Annotated in this window: 13 protein-coding genes; 2 read left to right on the forward strand and 11 right to left on the reverse strand. The window is 67.5% G+C overall.

Going from position 1 to position 17699, the window contains the following annotated elements; translation table 11 throughout:
- Positions 1-3 precede the first annotated feature (3 nt).
- The 9 genes from VGJ96_11805 to VGJ96_11845 all read right to left on the reverse strand — a co-directional run bounded on the left by VGJ96_11805 (position 4) and on the right by VGJ96_11845 (position 10375).
- Entirely contained in the window at positions 4-1722 is a 1719-nt protein-coding gene (locus VGJ96_11805) for an SDR family NAD(P)-dependent oxidoreductase (protein HEY3287791.1), read from the reverse strand.
- Entirely contained in the window at positions 1719-2855 is a 1137-nt protein-coding gene (locus tag VGJ96_11810) for a class I SAM-dependent methyltransferase (protein ID HEY3287792.1), read from the reverse strand. Before VGJ96_11810 ends, VGJ96_11805 begins: the two co-directional genes overlap by 4 nt.
- Entirely contained in the window at positions 2834-4708 is a 1875-nt protein-coding gene (locus tag VGJ96_11815; GenBank protein HEY3287793.1) for a hypothetical protein, read from the reverse strand. The genes VGJ96_11810 and VGJ96_11815 overlap by 22 nt, the downstream gene beginning before the upstream one ends.
- Positions 4705-5061, reverse strand: a complete 357-nt coding sequence (locus VGJ96_11820) for a hypothetical protein (GenBank protein HEY3287794.1) — start codon at positions 5059-5061, stop codon at positions 4705-4707. The genes VGJ96_11815 and VGJ96_11820 overlap by 4 nt, the downstream gene beginning before the upstream one ends.
- Positions 5062-5066: 5 nt before the next feature.
- Positions 5067-5870 (reverse strand): class I SAM-dependent methyltransferase, encoded by an 804-nt coding sequence (locus tag VGJ96_11825; GenBank protein HEY3287795.1) that lies wholly within the window; start codon positions 5868-5870, stop codon positions 5067-5069.
- The gene (locus VGJ96_11830) at positions 5867-7102 is read right to left on the reverse strand and encodes a radical SAM protein (GenBank protein ID HEY3287796.1); all 1236 of its coding nucleotides are present in this window, start codon (positions 7100-7102) and stop codon (positions 5867-5869) included. The genes VGJ96_11825 and VGJ96_11830 overlap by 4 nt, the downstream gene beginning before the upstream one ends.
- Complete coding sequence (locus VGJ96_11835) at positions 7102-8058, reverse strand: glycosyltransferase family 2 protein (GenBank protein HEY3287797.1); 957 nt, start codon at positions 8056-8058, stop codon at positions 7102-7104. Before VGJ96_11835 ends, VGJ96_11830 begins: the two co-directional genes overlap by 1 nt.
- Positions 8059-8163: 105 nt before the next feature.
- Positions 8164-8457 carry a YciI family protein gene (locus tag VGJ96_11840; GenBank protein ID HEY3287798.1) on the reverse strand — a complete coding sequence of 98 codons (294 nt, stop codon included), beginning with the start codon at positions 8455-8457 and terminating at the stop codon, positions 8164-8166.
- Between the two features lie 4 nt (positions 8458-8461).
- Positions 8462-10375 carry a gamma-glutamyltransferase gene (locus tag VGJ96_11845; protein HEY3287799.1) on the reverse strand — a complete coding sequence of 638 codons (1914 nt, stop codon included), beginning with the start codon at positions 10373-10375 and terminating at the stop codon, positions 8462-8464.
- A 143-nt stretch (positions 10376-10518) separates the two neighbouring features.
- Here VGJ96_11845 and VGJ96_11850 point away from each other — a divergent pair, with 143 nt between their 5' ends.
- Positions 10519-12306, forward strand: a complete 1788-nt coding sequence (locus VGJ96_11850) for a glycoside hydrolase family 9 protein (protein HEY3287800.1) — start codon at positions 10519-10521, stop codon at positions 12304-12306.
- A 16-nt stretch (positions 12307-12322) separates the two neighbouring features.
- Here VGJ96_11850 and VGJ96_11855 read toward each other — a convergent pair whose 3' ends face one another.
- The gene (locus tag VGJ96_11855; GenBank protein ID HEY3287801.1) at positions 12323-14212 is read right to left on the reverse strand and encodes a CocE/NonD family hydrolase; all 1890 of its coding nucleotides are present in this window, start codon (positions 14210-14212) and stop codon (positions 12323-12325) included.
- Positions 14213-14459: 247 nt separating this feature from the next.
- On the opposite strand from VGJ96_11855, the gene VGJ96_11860 reads away from it, so the two are divergent.
- Entirely contained in the window at positions 14460-15878 is a 1419-nt protein-coding gene (locus tag VGJ96_11860; protein ID HEY3287802.1) for a tyrosine phenol-lyase, read from the forward strand.
- Positions 15879-16077: 199 nt separating this feature from the next.
- Here the strand turns inward: VGJ96_11860 and VGJ96_11865 are convergent, their stop codons facing one another.
- Positions 16078-17643, reverse strand: a complete 1566-nt coding sequence (locus VGJ96_11865) for a family 10 glycosylhydrolase (protein ID HEY3287803.1) — start codon at positions 17641-17643, stop codon at positions 16078-16080.
- Positions 17644-17699: the final 56 nt, after the last annotated feature.

The raw sequence follows: 17699 nt of genomic DNA on the forward strand, positions 1-17699 counted from the left end.
CGCCTAGCGCATCGCTCCCATCAGCCGTCCCCAGAGTCGAACGAGTATCCGCCGCGGCAGCGCACGCGCCATGAGCGCCATTACGTGCGTGCGTCCGCCCACGAAGAGCGTGGTGGAACGACCGTGGTTGATGGCGGCCAGGATGTGCGCGGCAACCTGGGGCGCCGACATCAGGCGCTCGCCTTCCACCCGCTTCACGCCACTCGACGCCTGGAAGCCGGTGTCCGTCCCCCCGGGGCAGACGGTGATCACGCGGACCGCCGTCGTCGCGAGCTCCTCGGCCAGCGCTTCGCTGTAGCTCAGGACAAAAGCCTTGGACGCAGCGTACGCGGCCATCCAGGGCAGTGGCTGCAATGCGGCAGATGATGCCACGTTGACGAGCATGCCGCCCGATGGCTGGGCCGCCATGCGTCGCACGGCGCGTGTGGAGGCATCGGCCAAGGCGAGTGTATTGACGGCCAGCAGCCGCGCCTGTGCGTCATTCGGGATCTCCTGCGCCGCGCCCCGCACGCCAATTCCGGCGCAGTTCACCACACCCGCCAATGAACCGGCGGCGATGGCGCCGAAATAGACCTCCCGCCCGTTCTCGGTCGCGAGGTCGGCAACGATCGGTGCAATCCCTGGGCACTCCTCACGCAGCGCCTCAAGGCCGCTGGCATCGCGGTCCAGCGCGACTACGGTATGTCCGGCGGCATGTAGCTGCACCGCCAACGCCCGGCCGATGCCGCTGGCCGCACCGGTGACAATCCAGCGTGCGCCGGCGGGGGCAGTCATGCGGGCCAGCTCGACGAGGCCCCGGCGGCGCGACACCGCCGGTGTGAAGCCAAGCGCGCTGAGGCGCGCACTACTCGCCAGCAGGACATCGGAACTGAGGCACTGCACCGACAGCGGAAACCAGCGGCGCGCCCGTCGGGCCAGCGCCACGACGAGACCGGGAACCTTGATGGTGCCCGCCATCCGTCCCGTGATCTCGCCGAGTTCGCGAAAGAGCGTGCCGAGCGCGACCGGCTCGTTGTCCGTCGCAAAGAACGTCTGCGCCTGCGCCGACTCATGCACACCGGCCACGAGCAAGGCGTCGCAGAGGTCGTCCACATGAATGACGCTGACGCGTCCCGGGAAGGCGACGCGAGTGGCGAGCTTCCCGGCGCGCACCATCTCGAGAAAGACGCGCAGGTGGCTGTCAGCGCGCATGCGCGGGCCGTACACCCAGGTCGGGCGCACGATTGCAAACGGCATTCCCGATGCGGCCACCAGCCGCTCGCCCTCCAGCTTGCTCGCCCCGTAGCGCGTGAGCGGATGCGGCGTCGCCTCCTCGCCGAGCGGTTCGGAGCACGAATCGTCGGGCGTGCGATCCACGGCCCCGATCGAACTGGCGTAAACGATGCGTTGCGGGGCACAGTCGCGGAGCGCTTCGAGCAGCCGTGCCGTGGACTGGACGTTCTGTCGTGCGGCGGCGTCGCCGCCGCCGACCGAGGCATTCGCCGCGAGATGAAAGACGAGCGCCCCGCGCCCGCACGCGGCGGCAATGGCGTCCATCGGTGCGGTCGCGAGGTCAAGCGCGTACCATTGCACGCGGCCGCGGAGCGTTGCGGGGGCGTTCTCCGGGTGACGCGCGATCGCCATCAGCTGCACGGGCTCGCCGTGCAGGCCTTGCTCCGCGAGGCGTTCCAGCAAGCGGCTGCCGATGAAGCCGGTGCCTCCGGTGATCACGATGCGCTTCATGACGCGATTCCGTGCATCTCGACACAGGCCGGTTTTGACGATGCAGCGCCGCACCAGGAAGCCGTCAGGGCGACGGGCAGGAGCAGCGGGGCGAGCGTGGTGGCGACTCGCGTCCACGTGGGATGTGGTCCGGCGTCGGCCGCATTGCCCTTCTTGGCCCGATTGTAGAAGTAGTTGTGGCTGCCGGTCAGGAGATTGAGCAAGGTCTGGTACCAGCCGAAGATCTCATACTCGGCGTTCCACCAGTACGGAACGACCGCGCTGAACCCCGCCCGCTGCATCTGCCCTTCGAGCCCCTCGGGACTGAAGTGCGAGAGGTGCCGGGGAATGTCGGCGTAACACCAGCGCGTCGCACTGACATCCGCCTGCAGGGAGTCGAGGTTGGGGACGCTGACGTAGAGCACGCCGCCCGGACGCAACAGCCGTCGCGCCAAGGCCAGCGTGGCGGGTGGATGCGGCACGTGCTCGAGGGCGTGCCACATCGTGATGGCATCCAACGTGCCATCCGCGAGACCCGACGCGCGGACGGCCTGCTCATCGAATGGCGCCGCGACAAATCGCACGCCGGCGCCGGCATACGGCGCATTTGCCGCGTTCGGCTCGAAGACCGTGACATCGCATCCGGTTGCAGCCAGCGCGTTGGCAAAGGCACAGGCTCCGCCGCCGACATCGGCCACCCGCGGCCGATCAACGGACGGCAGCAGCGGGCGAACGCGCGCCACCCGCTGACGAATGAAACGCCGCAGCAGCGCCCGCTGCATCCCGGTCATCGAATCGCGCTGCACGTCCGTGGTGATGACCCGCGCCGACTCCTCCGGGACGGGAACGGTGCGGGCATTCGCACAGGCCGTGCAGAGCACGGCCTGGTAATCGCCCAGGGCCCGCACGTCGGCGCTCGTGCGCAGCGGCAGGACGAGTTGGTGCTCGAACCCCGCGCCGCAGAATGTGCAGCGCGTGGGCGCGGCCGGAACCGTCCCGCGGGACCGCCAGACCTCGAGATTATGCCCGGCGCGCGAGCAAAGCGCGGCGGCGTGCCCGACGTGCGTCACCTGCCGGGCCAGCCAGCGCCCGACTCCGACGCGCGCGCGCGCGGTGCGCTCCACGGCCATCGTCAGCGCGCCACCGGCGAGCACCGCGAGGCTGTCCGCGGCACGTCGAGCACGACGTAGCTCTTGTCGCGATACACCAGCACGCCTCCCGTGGGAAAGGCCGCCTCTGCGGGCAGGATGTAGTAATCGACACGGTCGCCGGCCAGTTGCGCCAGCCGGCGGCACGTGGGACGCAGGTACGGCCGCGGGTCGAACTTGTGCGGCGCGCGCACGAGGACGCCGAGCGTGGCGAGCCGGTTCACGGCCTCACGCACATTGCTGCGCACATACATCATCTGGTTGATGTCGTGCACCGTCACATACGCGCCGCGATGCGTGGCGAGGCGGAACCGCACCCACGCCTGGTCCACGGGCGGGATGGCGAAGAGGCTGGCCGGCCGTGAGGCGCGCAACGCCCATTCCATCACCCCCGTTTCCCTGGCGGCTGGCCGCGACAGGTGCAATAGCGTGCTGATGCGACTCGGGGAATCGGGCAGCCATCCCCGGCCCATCGGTTTCGCGAGGACAATGGACAAAACGGGCAACGCCACGGCCAGCGACCACGCGGCCCAGCGCGGCACCGCGGCGCGTGGCTCGCCGCTGACCGACGGCGTGATGACGAGCAACGCGGCCGCCGCGAGGCCGACGGCGAACCCTACCCACCGGAGTGGCATGGTGGCTTCGGTCAGCGCATCGAGCGAGGGTGCCTGCCGCGCGAGGAAGACGAGCAGCAACAGGATGCCGGTCGTCCAGGCGGCGAGTCCGACGGCGGCCAGCCGGCGATCGGGGGACGGGCGCAGCACGATGCCGAGCACAATGGCCAGCGCCGCCTCCGCCACGATGCGGTCCGGGTGGGCCACCGCAAGCGCGGCTGCACAGGGCGTCAGGAACGCGTAGCGTCCCGCATAGCGGCGGCGCGTCACCGCGAGCAGCGCGAGGCCAACGATGAGTGGCTTCGCCAGCAGCGAGGCGCGGATGAGATACAGCGGGAGGAGGGCAGGGACTGGCGTGAAGTTCATGACGACAATCCACCCGGCCGCCAGCGCCGTCAGTACCAGGGCGGCGCGTCCCGCCCGCCGTGCGCGCGGCCCCAGCGCGGCCCCGGCCAGCGCGACAGCGAGCGCGAGGGCGTACCACGGATAGCCGTCGGCATGATCGCGAAAGAACGTGTGATACCCGTAGGTGAGATGCACCTCCCACGTCTGGGCTCCGGCATCGGCACCCGGCGCCGGCAGATGGCCCAGCAGGTAGGCCACGTTCGGGGCCGCGACCAACGCGGCCGGAAGCCACGCGGTGCGCAGCGCCCGCATCGTCCACCAGTCGGTGGAGATACTGAGCGCGGCGATGCCGGCGCACAGTCCGATGGACGGATGGATGTCAAACGCGATGGCCGCGTACAGCAGCGCAAGATGCGGTCGATCCTCGAGCGCTGCCGTGAGCGCCAGCAGCCCCACCGGCACGGCCACCGACGCGGTGATGAACGACAGCATCGGTTGCGCCGACCAGTGCAGCGTGCCCCGATAGACCGGCGTTGCGGCGATGGCCAGCACGAGCAGCACGCGCTCGCGGTCGGACAGCTCCATGGCGCCCGCGAGTCGCCAGACAACCAGGAAGAAGGCTACGAGCGACAGCGCGAGCAGCACGTACCACGCCACATCGACGTTCACGTCCATCGTCCAGAGCACACTGGCCAGCTTGTAGAGATGAAACGGCCCTTGCATGCTCCCCTGCACCAGGAGATCCGTCTTCGGGTAGGTGCCGGGAAAGGCCGTCTCAATGGCGATGGGCAGCGCCAGCCACTCATCAAACGCGGTCGGCGCGCCCCGGTACGCCAGCAGAAATGCCGTGGCACCGCACGCGGTACCAACTGCCTTGGGCGACGAAAGGGTGCGAATCACGGCGTCTCGTTCACCGGCGGCGCCAGCAACTGGTCGACGACGCGCGCGGCCAGCGCGCGATTCGCGCGGAGGATCTCATCCTCCCGGTGCCAGGCGTCCGACGCCACGTCGGTGCGGGCGTCGTAGAAGCGGAAGCTATCCAGTGGCACCCGTGCCGCCGCACCGCTGGTGCCGCCCACCACGAACTGCCGCGTCGACGTGTTGTACATGACATCCAGCGCCCTGGCGAGCGCGACGAGCGGCGCCCGTTCGTCGGCGCGCACCAGCACCTGGCGGCGCTTGAGCTCCTCCAGCAGGGCGTGCCGCAGCGCGAACGTGCGCGGGTTGATCGATTCGCGAGGTTCGTAGAGCATCGGCGTCACTTCCGGCAGACGACGACAATGTTCCAGGCCCACCAGCGCAGGCCGGGAATGCGGAGCAGCACGCCATCCACCGCCGCGAGCACGCGGTGCAACGGCGCAATCGACGCGTAATCCGTGATGATCTTCTTCCAGTACCGCTCGGCGTTGGGGTGCACGCGCAACCCGAGGAAGAACCAGACGAAAACCCCCAGCGCGGCGAGCCAGAAAAAGCGGGCCTCCACCCGATGGAACGTCCGTTGCAGCAGGCGGAGGTCGTCCACGCCGAGCGGATGCTCGTCCTCGGTTCTCACCGCGGTGGCCATGCGACGGTAGATGTTGATCACCGGGTTGTAGCGCAGCGGGTCCCAGAAGACGGCCACACCGCCCGGCCGGAGCACGCGATGCACCTCGGCGATGCACTGCGCCTGATCGACGTGATGCAGCACGTTGGCGCCGTAGACGACGTCCACGGATGCATCCGCGAGCGCAAGCACCGCCCCATCCATCTGCACCGTGGTCACCGCGCGGCCGTGCAGCGTGGCGACCCGCTGGGCAAGCTTCAGCATGCCGCCGCTCAGGTCGGTGGCGATGACGCGCGCGCCGTGCAGGGCGAACCAGGCCGAGGCCTCGCCCAGCCCGGCGCCGAGTTCGAGCACCGTCTTGCCGCTCACGTCACCCAGCGTGGCGTGGATCCAGCGGTTCTCCGGGCAGGTGGGCAGGGTGAAGGCCTCGCGCACCGGCACCGCGGCGGGATCCACGGACCTCGCCCACTCGTCGTGGAACGTCTCCTCGCGATGGAGCAGGTCGTTCGGGACGGTCATGAGAGCACCGGCAGCGAGCGCGTGACGTCCGCGTGCCGCGGCACCGCCTCGAGCAGCCGGCCGGCACGCGCGTGGTCCACCGGGTGCGCGGTGTTGATCTCGTCCACGATGGCCAGCAGTTGCTCGGTGGTCAGCGGCCACGGTTTTCGCACGGCGGTCTGGCCAAGGAAGATGAGCGAGCGCTTCAGCGTGATGAGCGGGAAGCGCGCGGTGATCGTCATCTCGGGGAAGCTGCCGTACATGCAGCCCCCGCACCGGCTCGTGATGGCGTGCACCGCGCCGCGGAGTTCGGTCTCGCGATACCAGCGCGGGAAGTCGGGGTGCCAGACGGGGTAGCTCTCCTGCAGCACGTGATCGCAACAGGGCTGCAGGTCGCCATTGGGGCGCACGGCAAAGTACAATCCCGGAGAGTCGCACACGTCGTGATTGCGCCGCCGCCACGTCACCGGTTCGCGCCGGATGAATCGCCGGACGTTGTCGAGGAACTCCGGCGAGTCGTACAGCAGGTGGCCGTCGCGCTTCAGCGCCAGGCACTCCGCGAGCACCTCGTCGACGAGCGGGTACATCGTCGGCGGGAAGATCATCTCGCGGTCGTAGCTGCGGAAATTGTGCGGCTCCGCGGGGTCGGCCACATGCGCCGGCACGAGCGAGACGTACCAGCCGATGCGGGACGCGAACCGGATGACGTTCGGTATCTCGAGGAGGTTCTGCGGCGAGAGCACCGTGCCGAAGGCCGCAAAGGAACGGCGCGGGGGATACGCCTGCGTCACCCGGCTGATGGCCTCGATGGCGCGCCGCCAGCTGCGGTCGTGCGAGCCATTCAGGAAGTCCTGCTTCTCCGCCAGCAGCGAGTCGAGCGATATGGAGATATCGCGGGCGCCGGCCGCCGCCGCTTCGTGCAGCTGGTCGAGCGTCGCCAGGCCGTTGGTCTGGGTGCGGACGTGGAGGCCGCGGCGCGTGAACGCCCGGATGATGCCCGGCAGGTCCTTGCGCACGAACGGCTCGCCGCCCGTCAGGAGCACCATCCCGGTGCCGATGGCCGCGAGGTTCTCCGCCATCGCCTCAACCTGCGGCAAGGACACCTCGCCGACGTCGGCATTCGCGTAGATGATGTTGCACTGCTTGCAGCTCAGGTTGCAGCGGGCCGTGACGTAGAACTGCACGTACAGCGGGTGCCGTCCCCGGGCCAGCAGGCCGCGCGCCAGCGCCAGCTTGGTGCGAAGGGAGAACATCAGCCCTGCGGGTCGAAGCCGATGCGCTCCTTCACGACGTACAGCGGGCGCCGCTTCACCTCGCCGTAGATGCGCCCCACATACTCCCCGATGACGCCCAGCGAGAGCAGCTGCACGCCGCCGAGGAAGAGCGTGCCGATCCACTGTGCCGCCCAGCCAGGGACCACCCCGACGGTGAAGAGCTTGATGTAGAACGCGTACACGATGCCGATCATCGACAGCATCGAGACGAAGAACCCCAGGTACGAGGCCATGCGCAGTGGCACGGTCGAGAAGGAGAAGATGCCGTCGAGCGCAAAGCTGAACATCCGGCGGAAGGGAAACTTGGTCTCGCCCGCCGCCCGCGCTTGGCGCTCGTACGACACGCCTTCCTGCCGGAAGCCGGCCCAGACCACGAGGCCGCGCAGGAACCGGTCACGCTCCGGCATCTCGTGCAGGGTGGCGACGACACGCCGGTCGATCAGGCGGAAATCGCCGACGTCCGCGGGAATGTCGGCGTTGCCGAGCTTCTGCAGGAATCGGTAGAAGACATGCGCCGTGCCGCGCTTGAAGGCCGACTCGCCCTGCCGGTTCGAACGCACCCCGTAGACGACGTCAGCGCCGGCGCGCCACCGCGCCAGCATCTCGGGAATGACCTCGGGGGGATCCTGCAGGTCGGCGTCGATGACGGCCACCGCGTCACCCCGCGAGGCATCGAGCCCGGCGGTCAGCGCGTACTGGTGGCCAAAATTCCGCGACAGCGCGACGATGCGAACGGCGGCGTCCTGCGCGGCGATCTCGCGCAGCTTCGCGAGTGTCGCGTCGCGACTGCCGTCATCCACGTAGATGATCGTGGTGCGCGCGCCCGCGATCCCGCGCGCCACCCCCGCCAGGCGCTGGTGCGTCTGGGCGATGACCGCTTCTTCGTTGAAGCAGGGCACCACGATGTCGAGAGTGCACGGCTCGGCTCTTGCCATGGTTCCTGCCCAAAAGGGTGCATGATCCGTCGGGATCAACGGCGGGACACGCTGCGGTGCGAATACCCGCACCGCAACCTAATTGGCGAATGCGCTCGCCGGACGCTAGAGCGTATCCAGTCCTTCGCGGCCGATCCCGGGATTCCACTGGATCAGCTCGTAGTTGGCCAGCCCGAGTCGGTGGAAGGGATCGCCGTCGCGCACGGCGTCCAGCGCCGCCGCCGCCCCCTCGTCGGGGACGCGCAGCAGGAACGCGCCCCCGGTGCGCGGCACGAACGGACCGGAGGCGAGCAGCGTGCCGTTCGCCTTGAGCGAACGCAGCCAGGCGCGGTGCGCCTCGGTATGCGCCTCGATCGTCTCGAGGGGCGCGCGATACCGCATGACAACCAGTGCGTACATGTCCCTACCATCCAATGCCGTAGTCTTCGCCATGGTTCGAGGCCGCACCCCACATGGTCTTGTGCTTGCGGTCGAACAGGATCGCCGTGATGGGTCCCGACGTGCGTTCCTCGTACTCCATCGTGTAGCCCATCTTTCGCAGTTCATTGCGCACGTAGAACGGCAGCGATTCGGCTGCCAGCATCCGCCCCGGCCGGCTCTCGTGCTGGCCGAAGGACGAGCGCATCTGGAACGTGTTGATGTTGGGCGCTTCCACCGCTTCCTGCGGCGTCATGCCGAACTCGGTCACGTTGAGCAGGAACTGCAGGAGGTTCTGGTCCTGCGAATCGCCCCCCTGCACCGAGAACGCGATGTACGGGGCGCCGTCCTTCATCGCCAGCGTGGGCGTCAGCGTGACGCGTGGACGCTTGCCCGGCTCGATGACGTTGAATGGGCCGTCGGCAGAGTCGGTGACGAAGCTCTGCGCGCGCTGCGAGAGCCCGACGCCCGTGTGCCCCGCGATCACCGCCGGCGGCCACCCGCCCGACGGCGTCACGGAAATCACCCACCCCGTCTCGTCCGCCGCCTGGATGGACGTGGTCCCCGCGTAGAATGCCTCCTTGAACGCGCTGTCATCGGCCATCTGCCCTCTGCCATCCGCCATCTGCTCAGGCGGAAGCCGATCCTGCTGTCCACTTCTCGGCAGGCTCTGCGGCGCCGGAATCACCGTCCAGGAGTCAAGCCGCGCCTTGAGCGGGTTCGTGCGCCCCTCGAACGGGTACGGGTCGCCCGGCTTCACGTTGGCGTCGTTCCTCATCCAGTCGATCTGCGCGTAGCGCGCCTTCGCGTACTCCTTGCTCAGGAGCCCCTTCATGGGCTGCGGCTCCTTGGTGAACGCGGGATCGCCGTAGTAGAAATCGCGGTCGGCGAACGCCATCGACATCGCCTGATAGACGGTGTGCAGGTAGCGCGCGCTGTTGTAACCCATCCCCTTGAGGTCGGCGTTCTCGAGAATGTTGAGCGCCTGCAGCATCGCCGGACCCTGCTGCCACTGCTGCAGCTTGTAGACCTCCACGCCCTTGTAGTTCGTCGAGAGCGGCTCCTCGATCTTCACCTTCCAGTTGGCGAGGTCCTGCATGGTGAAGAGCCCGCCCTCTTCCTGCACGCCGCGCACGAGTTCCTGCGCGATGTCACCCTTGTAGAACCGGTCGTACGCGGCGTAGATGGCTTCCTTGCGGCTCTTGCCGGCCTTCAGGGCGGCCTGTTCGGCGTCCACCAGCTTGCGCAGCGTGGCGGCGAGATCCTTCTGCACGAAGATCTCGCCCGCCTCCGGCGCTTCGCGCTTCTGGCCAAGGTGCGGGAGATAGACGGCCGGCGAATACTTCCACTGCTTGATGCGCGCCTTGTTGTTCTCGATGAGATTCGCCGTCTGCGCCTCGATGGCGTAGCCGTCGGCCATCTCGATGGCGGGCGCCAGCACTTCCTTGAGCGACAGCGTGCCGTACTCGGCGAGCATCGTCAGCAGACCGCCCGGCGTTCCCGGAGTCACGGCCGCCAGCGGGCCGAACTCGGGGGGATACCGGTAACCTTTGTTGCGGTAGAACTCGGCCGTCGCGCCCGTGGGCGCCACGCCCAGCGCGTTGATGCCGATGACCTTCTTGAGCCCCGGGTGGTAGATGAGCGCCTGTGTCTCACCGCCCCAGCTCAGCACGTCCCACATCGTGGTGACCGCGCCGAGCATTGCACACGCGGCGTCGATGGCGTTGCCCCCCTTCGCGAACATCATCGCGCCCGCCGTCGCGGCGAGGGGCTTGCCGGTCACGGCCATCCAGTGACGGCCATGCAGGGGTGGCTTGGCGGTGCGCTGGGCTTCGACCGGCGTGGCAAAGGCGGTCAAGGCAAGCGCGGCACAGGCGGTGGTCAGCGAACGAAGGCGCATCCGGAGATACCTCAGGGTGGGGCGCGTATGCGTGCGTCGGGCAGAGGCACTGGGCAACACCCCAAAATACTCTACGGAAGGCTCCGACGTTGACTCGTGAAGCGTGCTCGCGGGGGTCCGCGGGCGACGGTACTTTCGTGTGCATGACACGGCTCTCGTTCGTCCCCGTCGTCCCCCTATTGCTCGCGCTTAAGCCACTGACCGGCGCCGCCCAGGGCGGCGGCACGCCCGACGATGCCATCCGCGTGAATCAGGTGGGCTATCTCCCCGACGCCCCCAAGGTGGCAGTCGTCTGCGCGCTCGCGCCACGCGCGCTCGATGCCTTCGAAGTGCGCAACGCGGCGGGCAAGCGGGTCTTCGGTCCGAAGCCCGCCAGGGCGACCGGGAAATTTGGTCCGTGCGCGGAGACGTACCAGCTCGACTTCACGGCGCTGCGCGACGGCGGCACCTATCGCATCCACGCCGGAGACCTCGTCTCGCCCGCCGTCCGCATCGGCGCTGGGGTGTGGAACGGCCTCGCCGACATGCCACTGCGCTACATGCGGCAGCAGCGCAAGGGATACAACCCCGTCTTCAACACGATGATTCACACGAAGGACGGCATCATCGTGGATCATCCCACGCGCGCCGGCGAATACCTGCCGGCCACCGGCGGATGGGCCGACGCCTCGGACTACCTGCAGTACGTCACGACGTCGGCCACCGCCGCGTACCAGCTGATGCAGGCGTGGCGCGACAATCCCAGGGCGTTCGGCGACGAGTACCTCGCCGACGGCCGGCCGGGAACGAACGGCATTCCGGACGTCCTCGACGAGGCACGCCACGGACTGGCCTGGCTGCTGCGGATGTTCCCCGACGACTCGCTGATGCTCAACCAGCTCGGCGATGATCGCGACCACATGTTCTTCGACCTGATGCCCTACGACTCCGCCGACTACGGGTGGGGCAAGGGCGGCGCCCGGCCACTCTATCCGTGCACCGGCATTCCGCAGGGATTGCTGCGCTATCAGAACCGCGCCACCGGCTACGCCTCGACGGCGGGGAAGTTCGCGGCCGCGTTCGCGTTGGGAGCGCAACTGTATCGCGATCGCGAACCCGCTCTCGCCGACACGCTCCGGCGGAAAGCCGTGGCCGCGTTTGCCCTCGGCGAGAAGTACCCCGGCGCGTGCCAGACCGCGCCGGGACGCGGCGCGTACTTCTACGAAGAGGATGACTGGGAAGACGACATGGAGCTGGGCGCCGCCGCGCTCTATGCCCTGACATCAGATGCGCGCTATCAGGGAAAGGCGCTGTCGTACGCCGCGAAGGCCAAGGTCAAGCCGTGGATGGGCGCCGACACCGCGAATCACTACCAGTGGTATCCGTGGCACAACCTCGGACATTACGAGGCCGCGCGGCGCGGCACGCTGAATGAACGATTGAAACTCGCCGGCTACTACCGCGACGGACTGAAGGCGGTGGCGGGAAAAGCCGACAACGGCTTCCGCGTTGGCATCCCCTTCATCTGGTGCTCCAACGACCTGATGACCTCGCTGGCCGTCACTGCCCTCTGGTATCGCCGCATCACCGGCGACGAGGAGTATCGCGCACTCGAACAGGCCGCGATCGACTGGCTCTTTGGCACGAACCCGTGGGGCGTGTCGATGGTCATTGGCGTGCCCGCCGATGGCAACTTCGCGCGCGACCCGCATGCGGTCATCTCGGTGAAGCTCAAGTACCAGCTCGACGGTGGCCTGCTCGACGGCCCGGTTTATGCATCAATCTTCAGGAATCTTTCGGGCATCTCGCTCACCAAGCCGGACCAGTACGCGAAGTGGAATACCGGGCACATCGTCTACCACGACGACTGGGGCGACTACTCCACGAACGAGCCGATCATGGACGGGGCGGCCAACGTACTGTACCTGCTCTCGTGGCTGGGGCGGCGCTGATGGCGCGCCGCAGCCGTCACGGCAGCTGCATCACCTCGATCCGGGTCGGCTTCGCTGCGTTATGGTACACGCGCATCGTTGCCGTCCGGTAATCGGCGGGCTTCGCGAAGAAGATGTTGGGCACGAAGGTCTGCGGATTCCGCTCGATGTGCGGGAACCAGGTGCTCTGCACCTGCACCATGATGCGGTGTCCCTTCTTGAAGGTGTGGTGGATGGACGGCATCTCGAACCGGATGGAATCAGCCTGGTTCGGTACCATCGCCACCGGCCTCTCGAACGACCGGCGGTAGCGCGCACGGAATGGCTCACCGCGCACGAGCTGCTGGTAACCGCCCACGATGAATCCACTCTGGTCGCCCGTCCAGTTCGGGGCATCGTTCGGGAAGACGTCAATCAGCTTGACGATGAAATCGGCATCGCTCCCGGTGGTGCTGACATGGAGCACCGGGTTCACGGGTCCGGTGAGCGTCACGTCCTGGGTGAGCACATCGGATTGGTAGGTGAGCACGTCAGGACGCCGTGACGCGAATCGCTGGTCGTCCGTGATGTAGTCGCGTGGCATGCCATTGGGTTCGATGCGACCTACCACCGGCACCGGCCTGGCCGGATCGCTCACATACTGATCAAAGGCGCCGTTCGTGCCGGGCGGGGAGAAGCCGAGCTTGCCGTCGGGCTGCAGGTAGAGCGCCGTCTTCCTGGCAGTGGGCGCGGGCCACGTTGCGTACGTGTCCCACTGCTCGCCGCCGGTGCGGAAAACGTGCACGCCGGTGGCCACCAGCTTGGGTGCCCCCTTGAGGTGGTGCGCGAACCACGGATACTCCACCGAGTCACGGTAGAACGGCCCCGTCCGGTAGTCCCAGCGCAGGTTGCCCAGCACGGTGCCATCACCGCGGCTCCATCCGCCGTGCGACCACGGGCCGACGATCAGCGTGTTGTCGGTGGACGGGCTCTGTTTGGCGATGCTTCCATACACCCACCACGGACCGTGCAGGTCTTCGGTGTCGTAGAAGCCGCCGACCGTCAGCACCGCCGCCTTCACGTCGTGCAGGTGCCGCCGCACGTCGCGCGACTGCCAGAACGCATCGTACGTGGGATGCGCGAGCAGGTCCTCCCAGAATTCACTTGTTCCCTGGGTGATGTATTTGCGCGACCCCGGCCCGATGGGCCCCATGTTGAGGTAAAACTGATACGCATCGTTTGTCTCACGCGTAAACGGATAGCGCTTGTCGGGACCGGGCTCGGTGCGCGGCCCGCGGCCGAAGCCGGTGTAGAAGCCGAAGTTGTGCGCCAGCAGGAAGGCGCCGCCGTGGAAGTCGTCGTCGCCCGCCCAGATGTCCGTCATGGGCGCCTGCGGTGAGCAGGCCACGAGCGCCGGATGCCGCGACAGGCAACTGGCGCTGGCGTAGAAGCCGGGCCACGAGGTGCCGTAGATCCCCATCCGGCCGTTCGTCGGCAGGTTCTTGAGCAGCCACTCGATGGTGTCGTAGGTGTCGGTGCCCTCGTCCACGTCGGTCGGCTTCTCGTGTTTTTCGAGAATCGGCGTCATCTCCCGGAAGTCACCCTCGGAGAAGTTCCGGCCGCGCGCGTCCTGATAGACGAAGATGTAGCCGTCGTCCACCCACTTCGGGTTGCCGGACGGACCCATCGACGCGCGATACAACGTGTCGCCGTACGGCGCCACCGAATACGGCGTGCGCGACATCAGCACGGGATACCGCTTGCTCGTGTCCTTCGGCACGTAGATGGACGTGAAGAGCTTCACGCCGTCGCGCACCGGGATTCGCACTTCGAGCTTGCGGTAGTTCTGGCGAATGCGCGCCGCGAGCGCGGCCGCCTCCGTCTGAGGCTGGGCGAAGGCGGGAACGGCGAGCAGCGCGGCGAAACAGGCGGCAATCAGTCGGCGCATGGCGTCGGGGACCGGATTGGGTGGCATGCGGCCGGGGGGCAATCCGCCGGACGGAACCATATAGCATGCCGTCATTTGGAGGCGGCCGCCAGATCATCGTTGGTCCGTGCCGCGCCCTCGAGAAGACAGGTGTTGCCTGACACCGTGTCGTGAAAACTCTGATCCATAGAGGTGCGCTCACATGGCGAATTTGCCTCTGTCCTTCTGGGACATCCTCCCACCAGCGCCGTTGCGCCTTCAGAACGCCATGACCGACAAGCACGAAGTTCCCCGCACCATGGGCCAGCAGGCCGGCCGCCGCTCCTGGGCCGAGCCGTGGAAGATCAAGATGGTCGAGCCGTTGAGCATGACCGACCGTCCGGCGCGCGACCGCGCAATGGCCGAAGCGGGCTACAATACCTTCCTTCTCCGTTCCGCCGACGTCTACATCGACCTGCTCACCGACAGCGGCACCAATGCGATGAGCGACCGCCAGTGGGCCGGGATGATGGTCGGCGACGAGGCCTATGCCGGCTCCGAGAACTTCTACCATCTCGAAGCGGCCATCCAGCAATACTACGGCTACAAGTATCTCGTGCCGACGCATCAGGGACGCGGCGCCGAGAACCTGATCAGCCGGACGGAGATCAAGCCGGGGCAGTTCGTGCCGGGCAACATGTACTTCACGACGACGCGCCTGCACCAGGAAATGGCCGGCGGCATCTTCGTGGACGTCATCTGTGACGAGGCGCACGACCCGATCAACCGCAACGCGTTCAAGGGGAACGTGGACCTGGGCAAGCTCGATGCGCTGGTCAAGGAGCACGGCGCCGAGAAGATCGCCTACGTGTCGCTGGCGGCGACGGTCAACATGGCCGGCGGCCAGCCGGTCTCGATGGCGAACGTGAAGGCGCTGCGCGCCTGGGGCGACAGGCACGGCATCAAGGTCTACCTCGATGCGACGCGCGCGATCGAGAATGCGTTCTTCATCCAGGAGCGCGAGGCCGGCTACGCCGACAAGAAGGTGGCGGAGATCCTGAAGGAATTCTGCGGCTACACCGACGGGGCGTGGATGAGTGCCAAGAAGGACTCGCTCGTCAACATCGGCGGCTGGGTGGCGGTGAACAACTGGGACGTCTTCGAGGAGCTGCGCAATCTCGTGGTCGTCTTCGAAGGACTCCATACCTACGGCGGTCTTGCTGGGCGCGACATGGAAGCGATGGCCATCGGCACGGCGGAGTCGGTCAAGGATGACCACATCCGCGCCCGCATCGGTCAGGTCCGGTATCTCGGTGGACTGCTGGAAGAGTGGGGCGTGCCGATGATGGAGCCGATTGGCGGCCACGCCATCTTCCTCGACGCCCGGCGGTTCTACCCGCAGCTGAAGCAGGATGAGTTCCCGGCGCAGACGCTGGCCGCGCAGCTCTACCTCGACAGCGGCATCCGGGCGATGGAGCGCGGCATCGTGAGCGCGGGCCGCAACGCCAAGACGGGAGACCACTACCGCCCCAAGCTTGAGCTGACGCGCCTCACGATCCCGCGCCGCGTCTATACACAGGCGCACATGGACGTCGTGGCCGAGTCGGTGAAGGCCGTGTACGAGCAGCGCGAATCGGTGAAGGGGCTCAAGATGGTCTACGAGCCCAAGTACCTCCGCTTCTTCCAGGCGCGGTTCGAGCCGCTGTAGCGCTGGCTTTCTTCACCACGGAGACACGGAGAAACGCCTGAGGGCCACGGAGGACTACGACTTCTTGGGGGAACAGCGAGCGCCACGCAGAACTCTGCGTGGCGCGATGTCGTTACCCCAGTTGTGGCAGTTCTCCGTGGCCCTCCGTGCTCCTCCGTGTATCCGCGGTGAAAAAGCCGGCGGCAACGAACGACGGCTGCTACTGCCCGCTGGCCTTCCACGTCACGGCCGTCGAGGCGTTCCACGCCGCGTCGAACGCGGTGACCACCACCATGTCGGCCTTTTCGGCCGTGGCGGAGTACGCGAGGTTCACCACCGTTGAGCTGCCAAAGACGAGGCGGGCGTTCCAGGTGGTGGCGTTGCGCCACTGCACCATCCACCATCGCGCGCCCTCGCCGCCCGCTGGCGTGATGGTCACGCGCATGATCGAGTTCTGGTCGGTCACGGCGATGCTTGGCGCCGCCGGGGGGACGTTGTCGAGCCACGAATACGACGGCACCACCGCATTGCCCGCGTATCCCGCGGAGGCGAGCGAGTCGGCAAGCCCCCTCGCGTTGGTGCGCACCGCGGTCGTGTTGTAGAGCAGCGTGCCGCTGCCGCCACCCGCATTCGGGCCAGACCGGGCGCGTGTCACGGCAATCTGGTTCGTGATCTCTGCCGCGGACGCATAGTCGCCGTTGGTGACCCGATAGGCGGCCAGCCCGGGCCACAGGTGCCGCTTCTGCGCGTTCACCGAGATCCACCAATCGAGGAGCGCGGTGAAGTTCTGTCCCGTGCTCGCGAGCGACCAGTAGAGTTGCGGCGCGAAATAGTCCACCCAGCCGTTCTCGAGCCACTTCTTCGAGTCGGCGTAGATGGCACTGAACGCATCCAGGCCGGTGATACCGGCCGGGTAGCCCGGCTGCCAAATGCCGAACGGCGAGATCCCGACCTTCATTGCCGGCTTGGCACCGTGCACTGTGGTGTAGAGCTGCTGGATGAAGGTGTCGACGTTGCGGCGCCGCCAGTCGGCGCGTGCCATCGCCACACCGCCGGCCGCGAGGTACCGGTTGTACGACGAGTCGTCATTGAAGACCGGCGCGCTCCCCTGTGGATACGGGTAGAAGTAGTCGTCGAGGTGCACCGCATCCACGTCGTACCGCGTGATTACGTCCTTGATGACGTTCAGCGTCCAGGTGCGCACATCCGGCTCTCCGGGATCGAACCAGAGCTGGCCCTCCCAGATGCGCGCCAGGTCGGGGCGCGTCTTCCAGAGGTGGTTGGCCGCCAGCTTGGACGTGTCGCTCACGCTGCCGGCGCGGAACGGATTGAACCAGGCGTGCAGTTCGAGCCCCCGGATATGCGCCTCCTCGACCCACGTGGCGAGCGGATCCCAGCCGGGATCCACGCCCTGCGTGCCCGTCAGCGCCTTCGCCCACGGCTCGAGGTTCGAGCGATAGAGCGCATCGCCCGACGCGCGCACGTGCAGGATCACCGCGTTCATCCGCAGCGCCTGCGCCCGGTCGAGGATCGTGCGCATCTCCGCCATCGCCTCGGTCTGGCTCAATCCGGTGCGCGTCGGCCAGTCGATGTTGCCGACGGTGGCCACCCACAGCCCGCGGAACTCTCGCGCCACGGTGGGCGGCGTGGCGCTCGGCGGGGTCACCGGCGGCGTGACGGGCGGAACGACCGGCGGAACGACCGGCGGCGTGACGGGACTGGTCGGCCCATCCCCGGAGCAGGCGGCGACCAAGGCGACCAGGGCAACGAGAGCGAAACGGCGCATGGGGTAAAGATGCGACAAGGAACAGTGCTGAGGGAGAGTGATGGCGGATGGCAGAT

The sequence above is a fragment of the Gemmatimonadaceae bacterium genome (assembly GCA_036504815.1).
Lineage (GTDB): Bacteria > Gemmatimonadota > Gemmatimonadetes > Gemmatimonadales > Gemmatimonadaceae > PNKL01.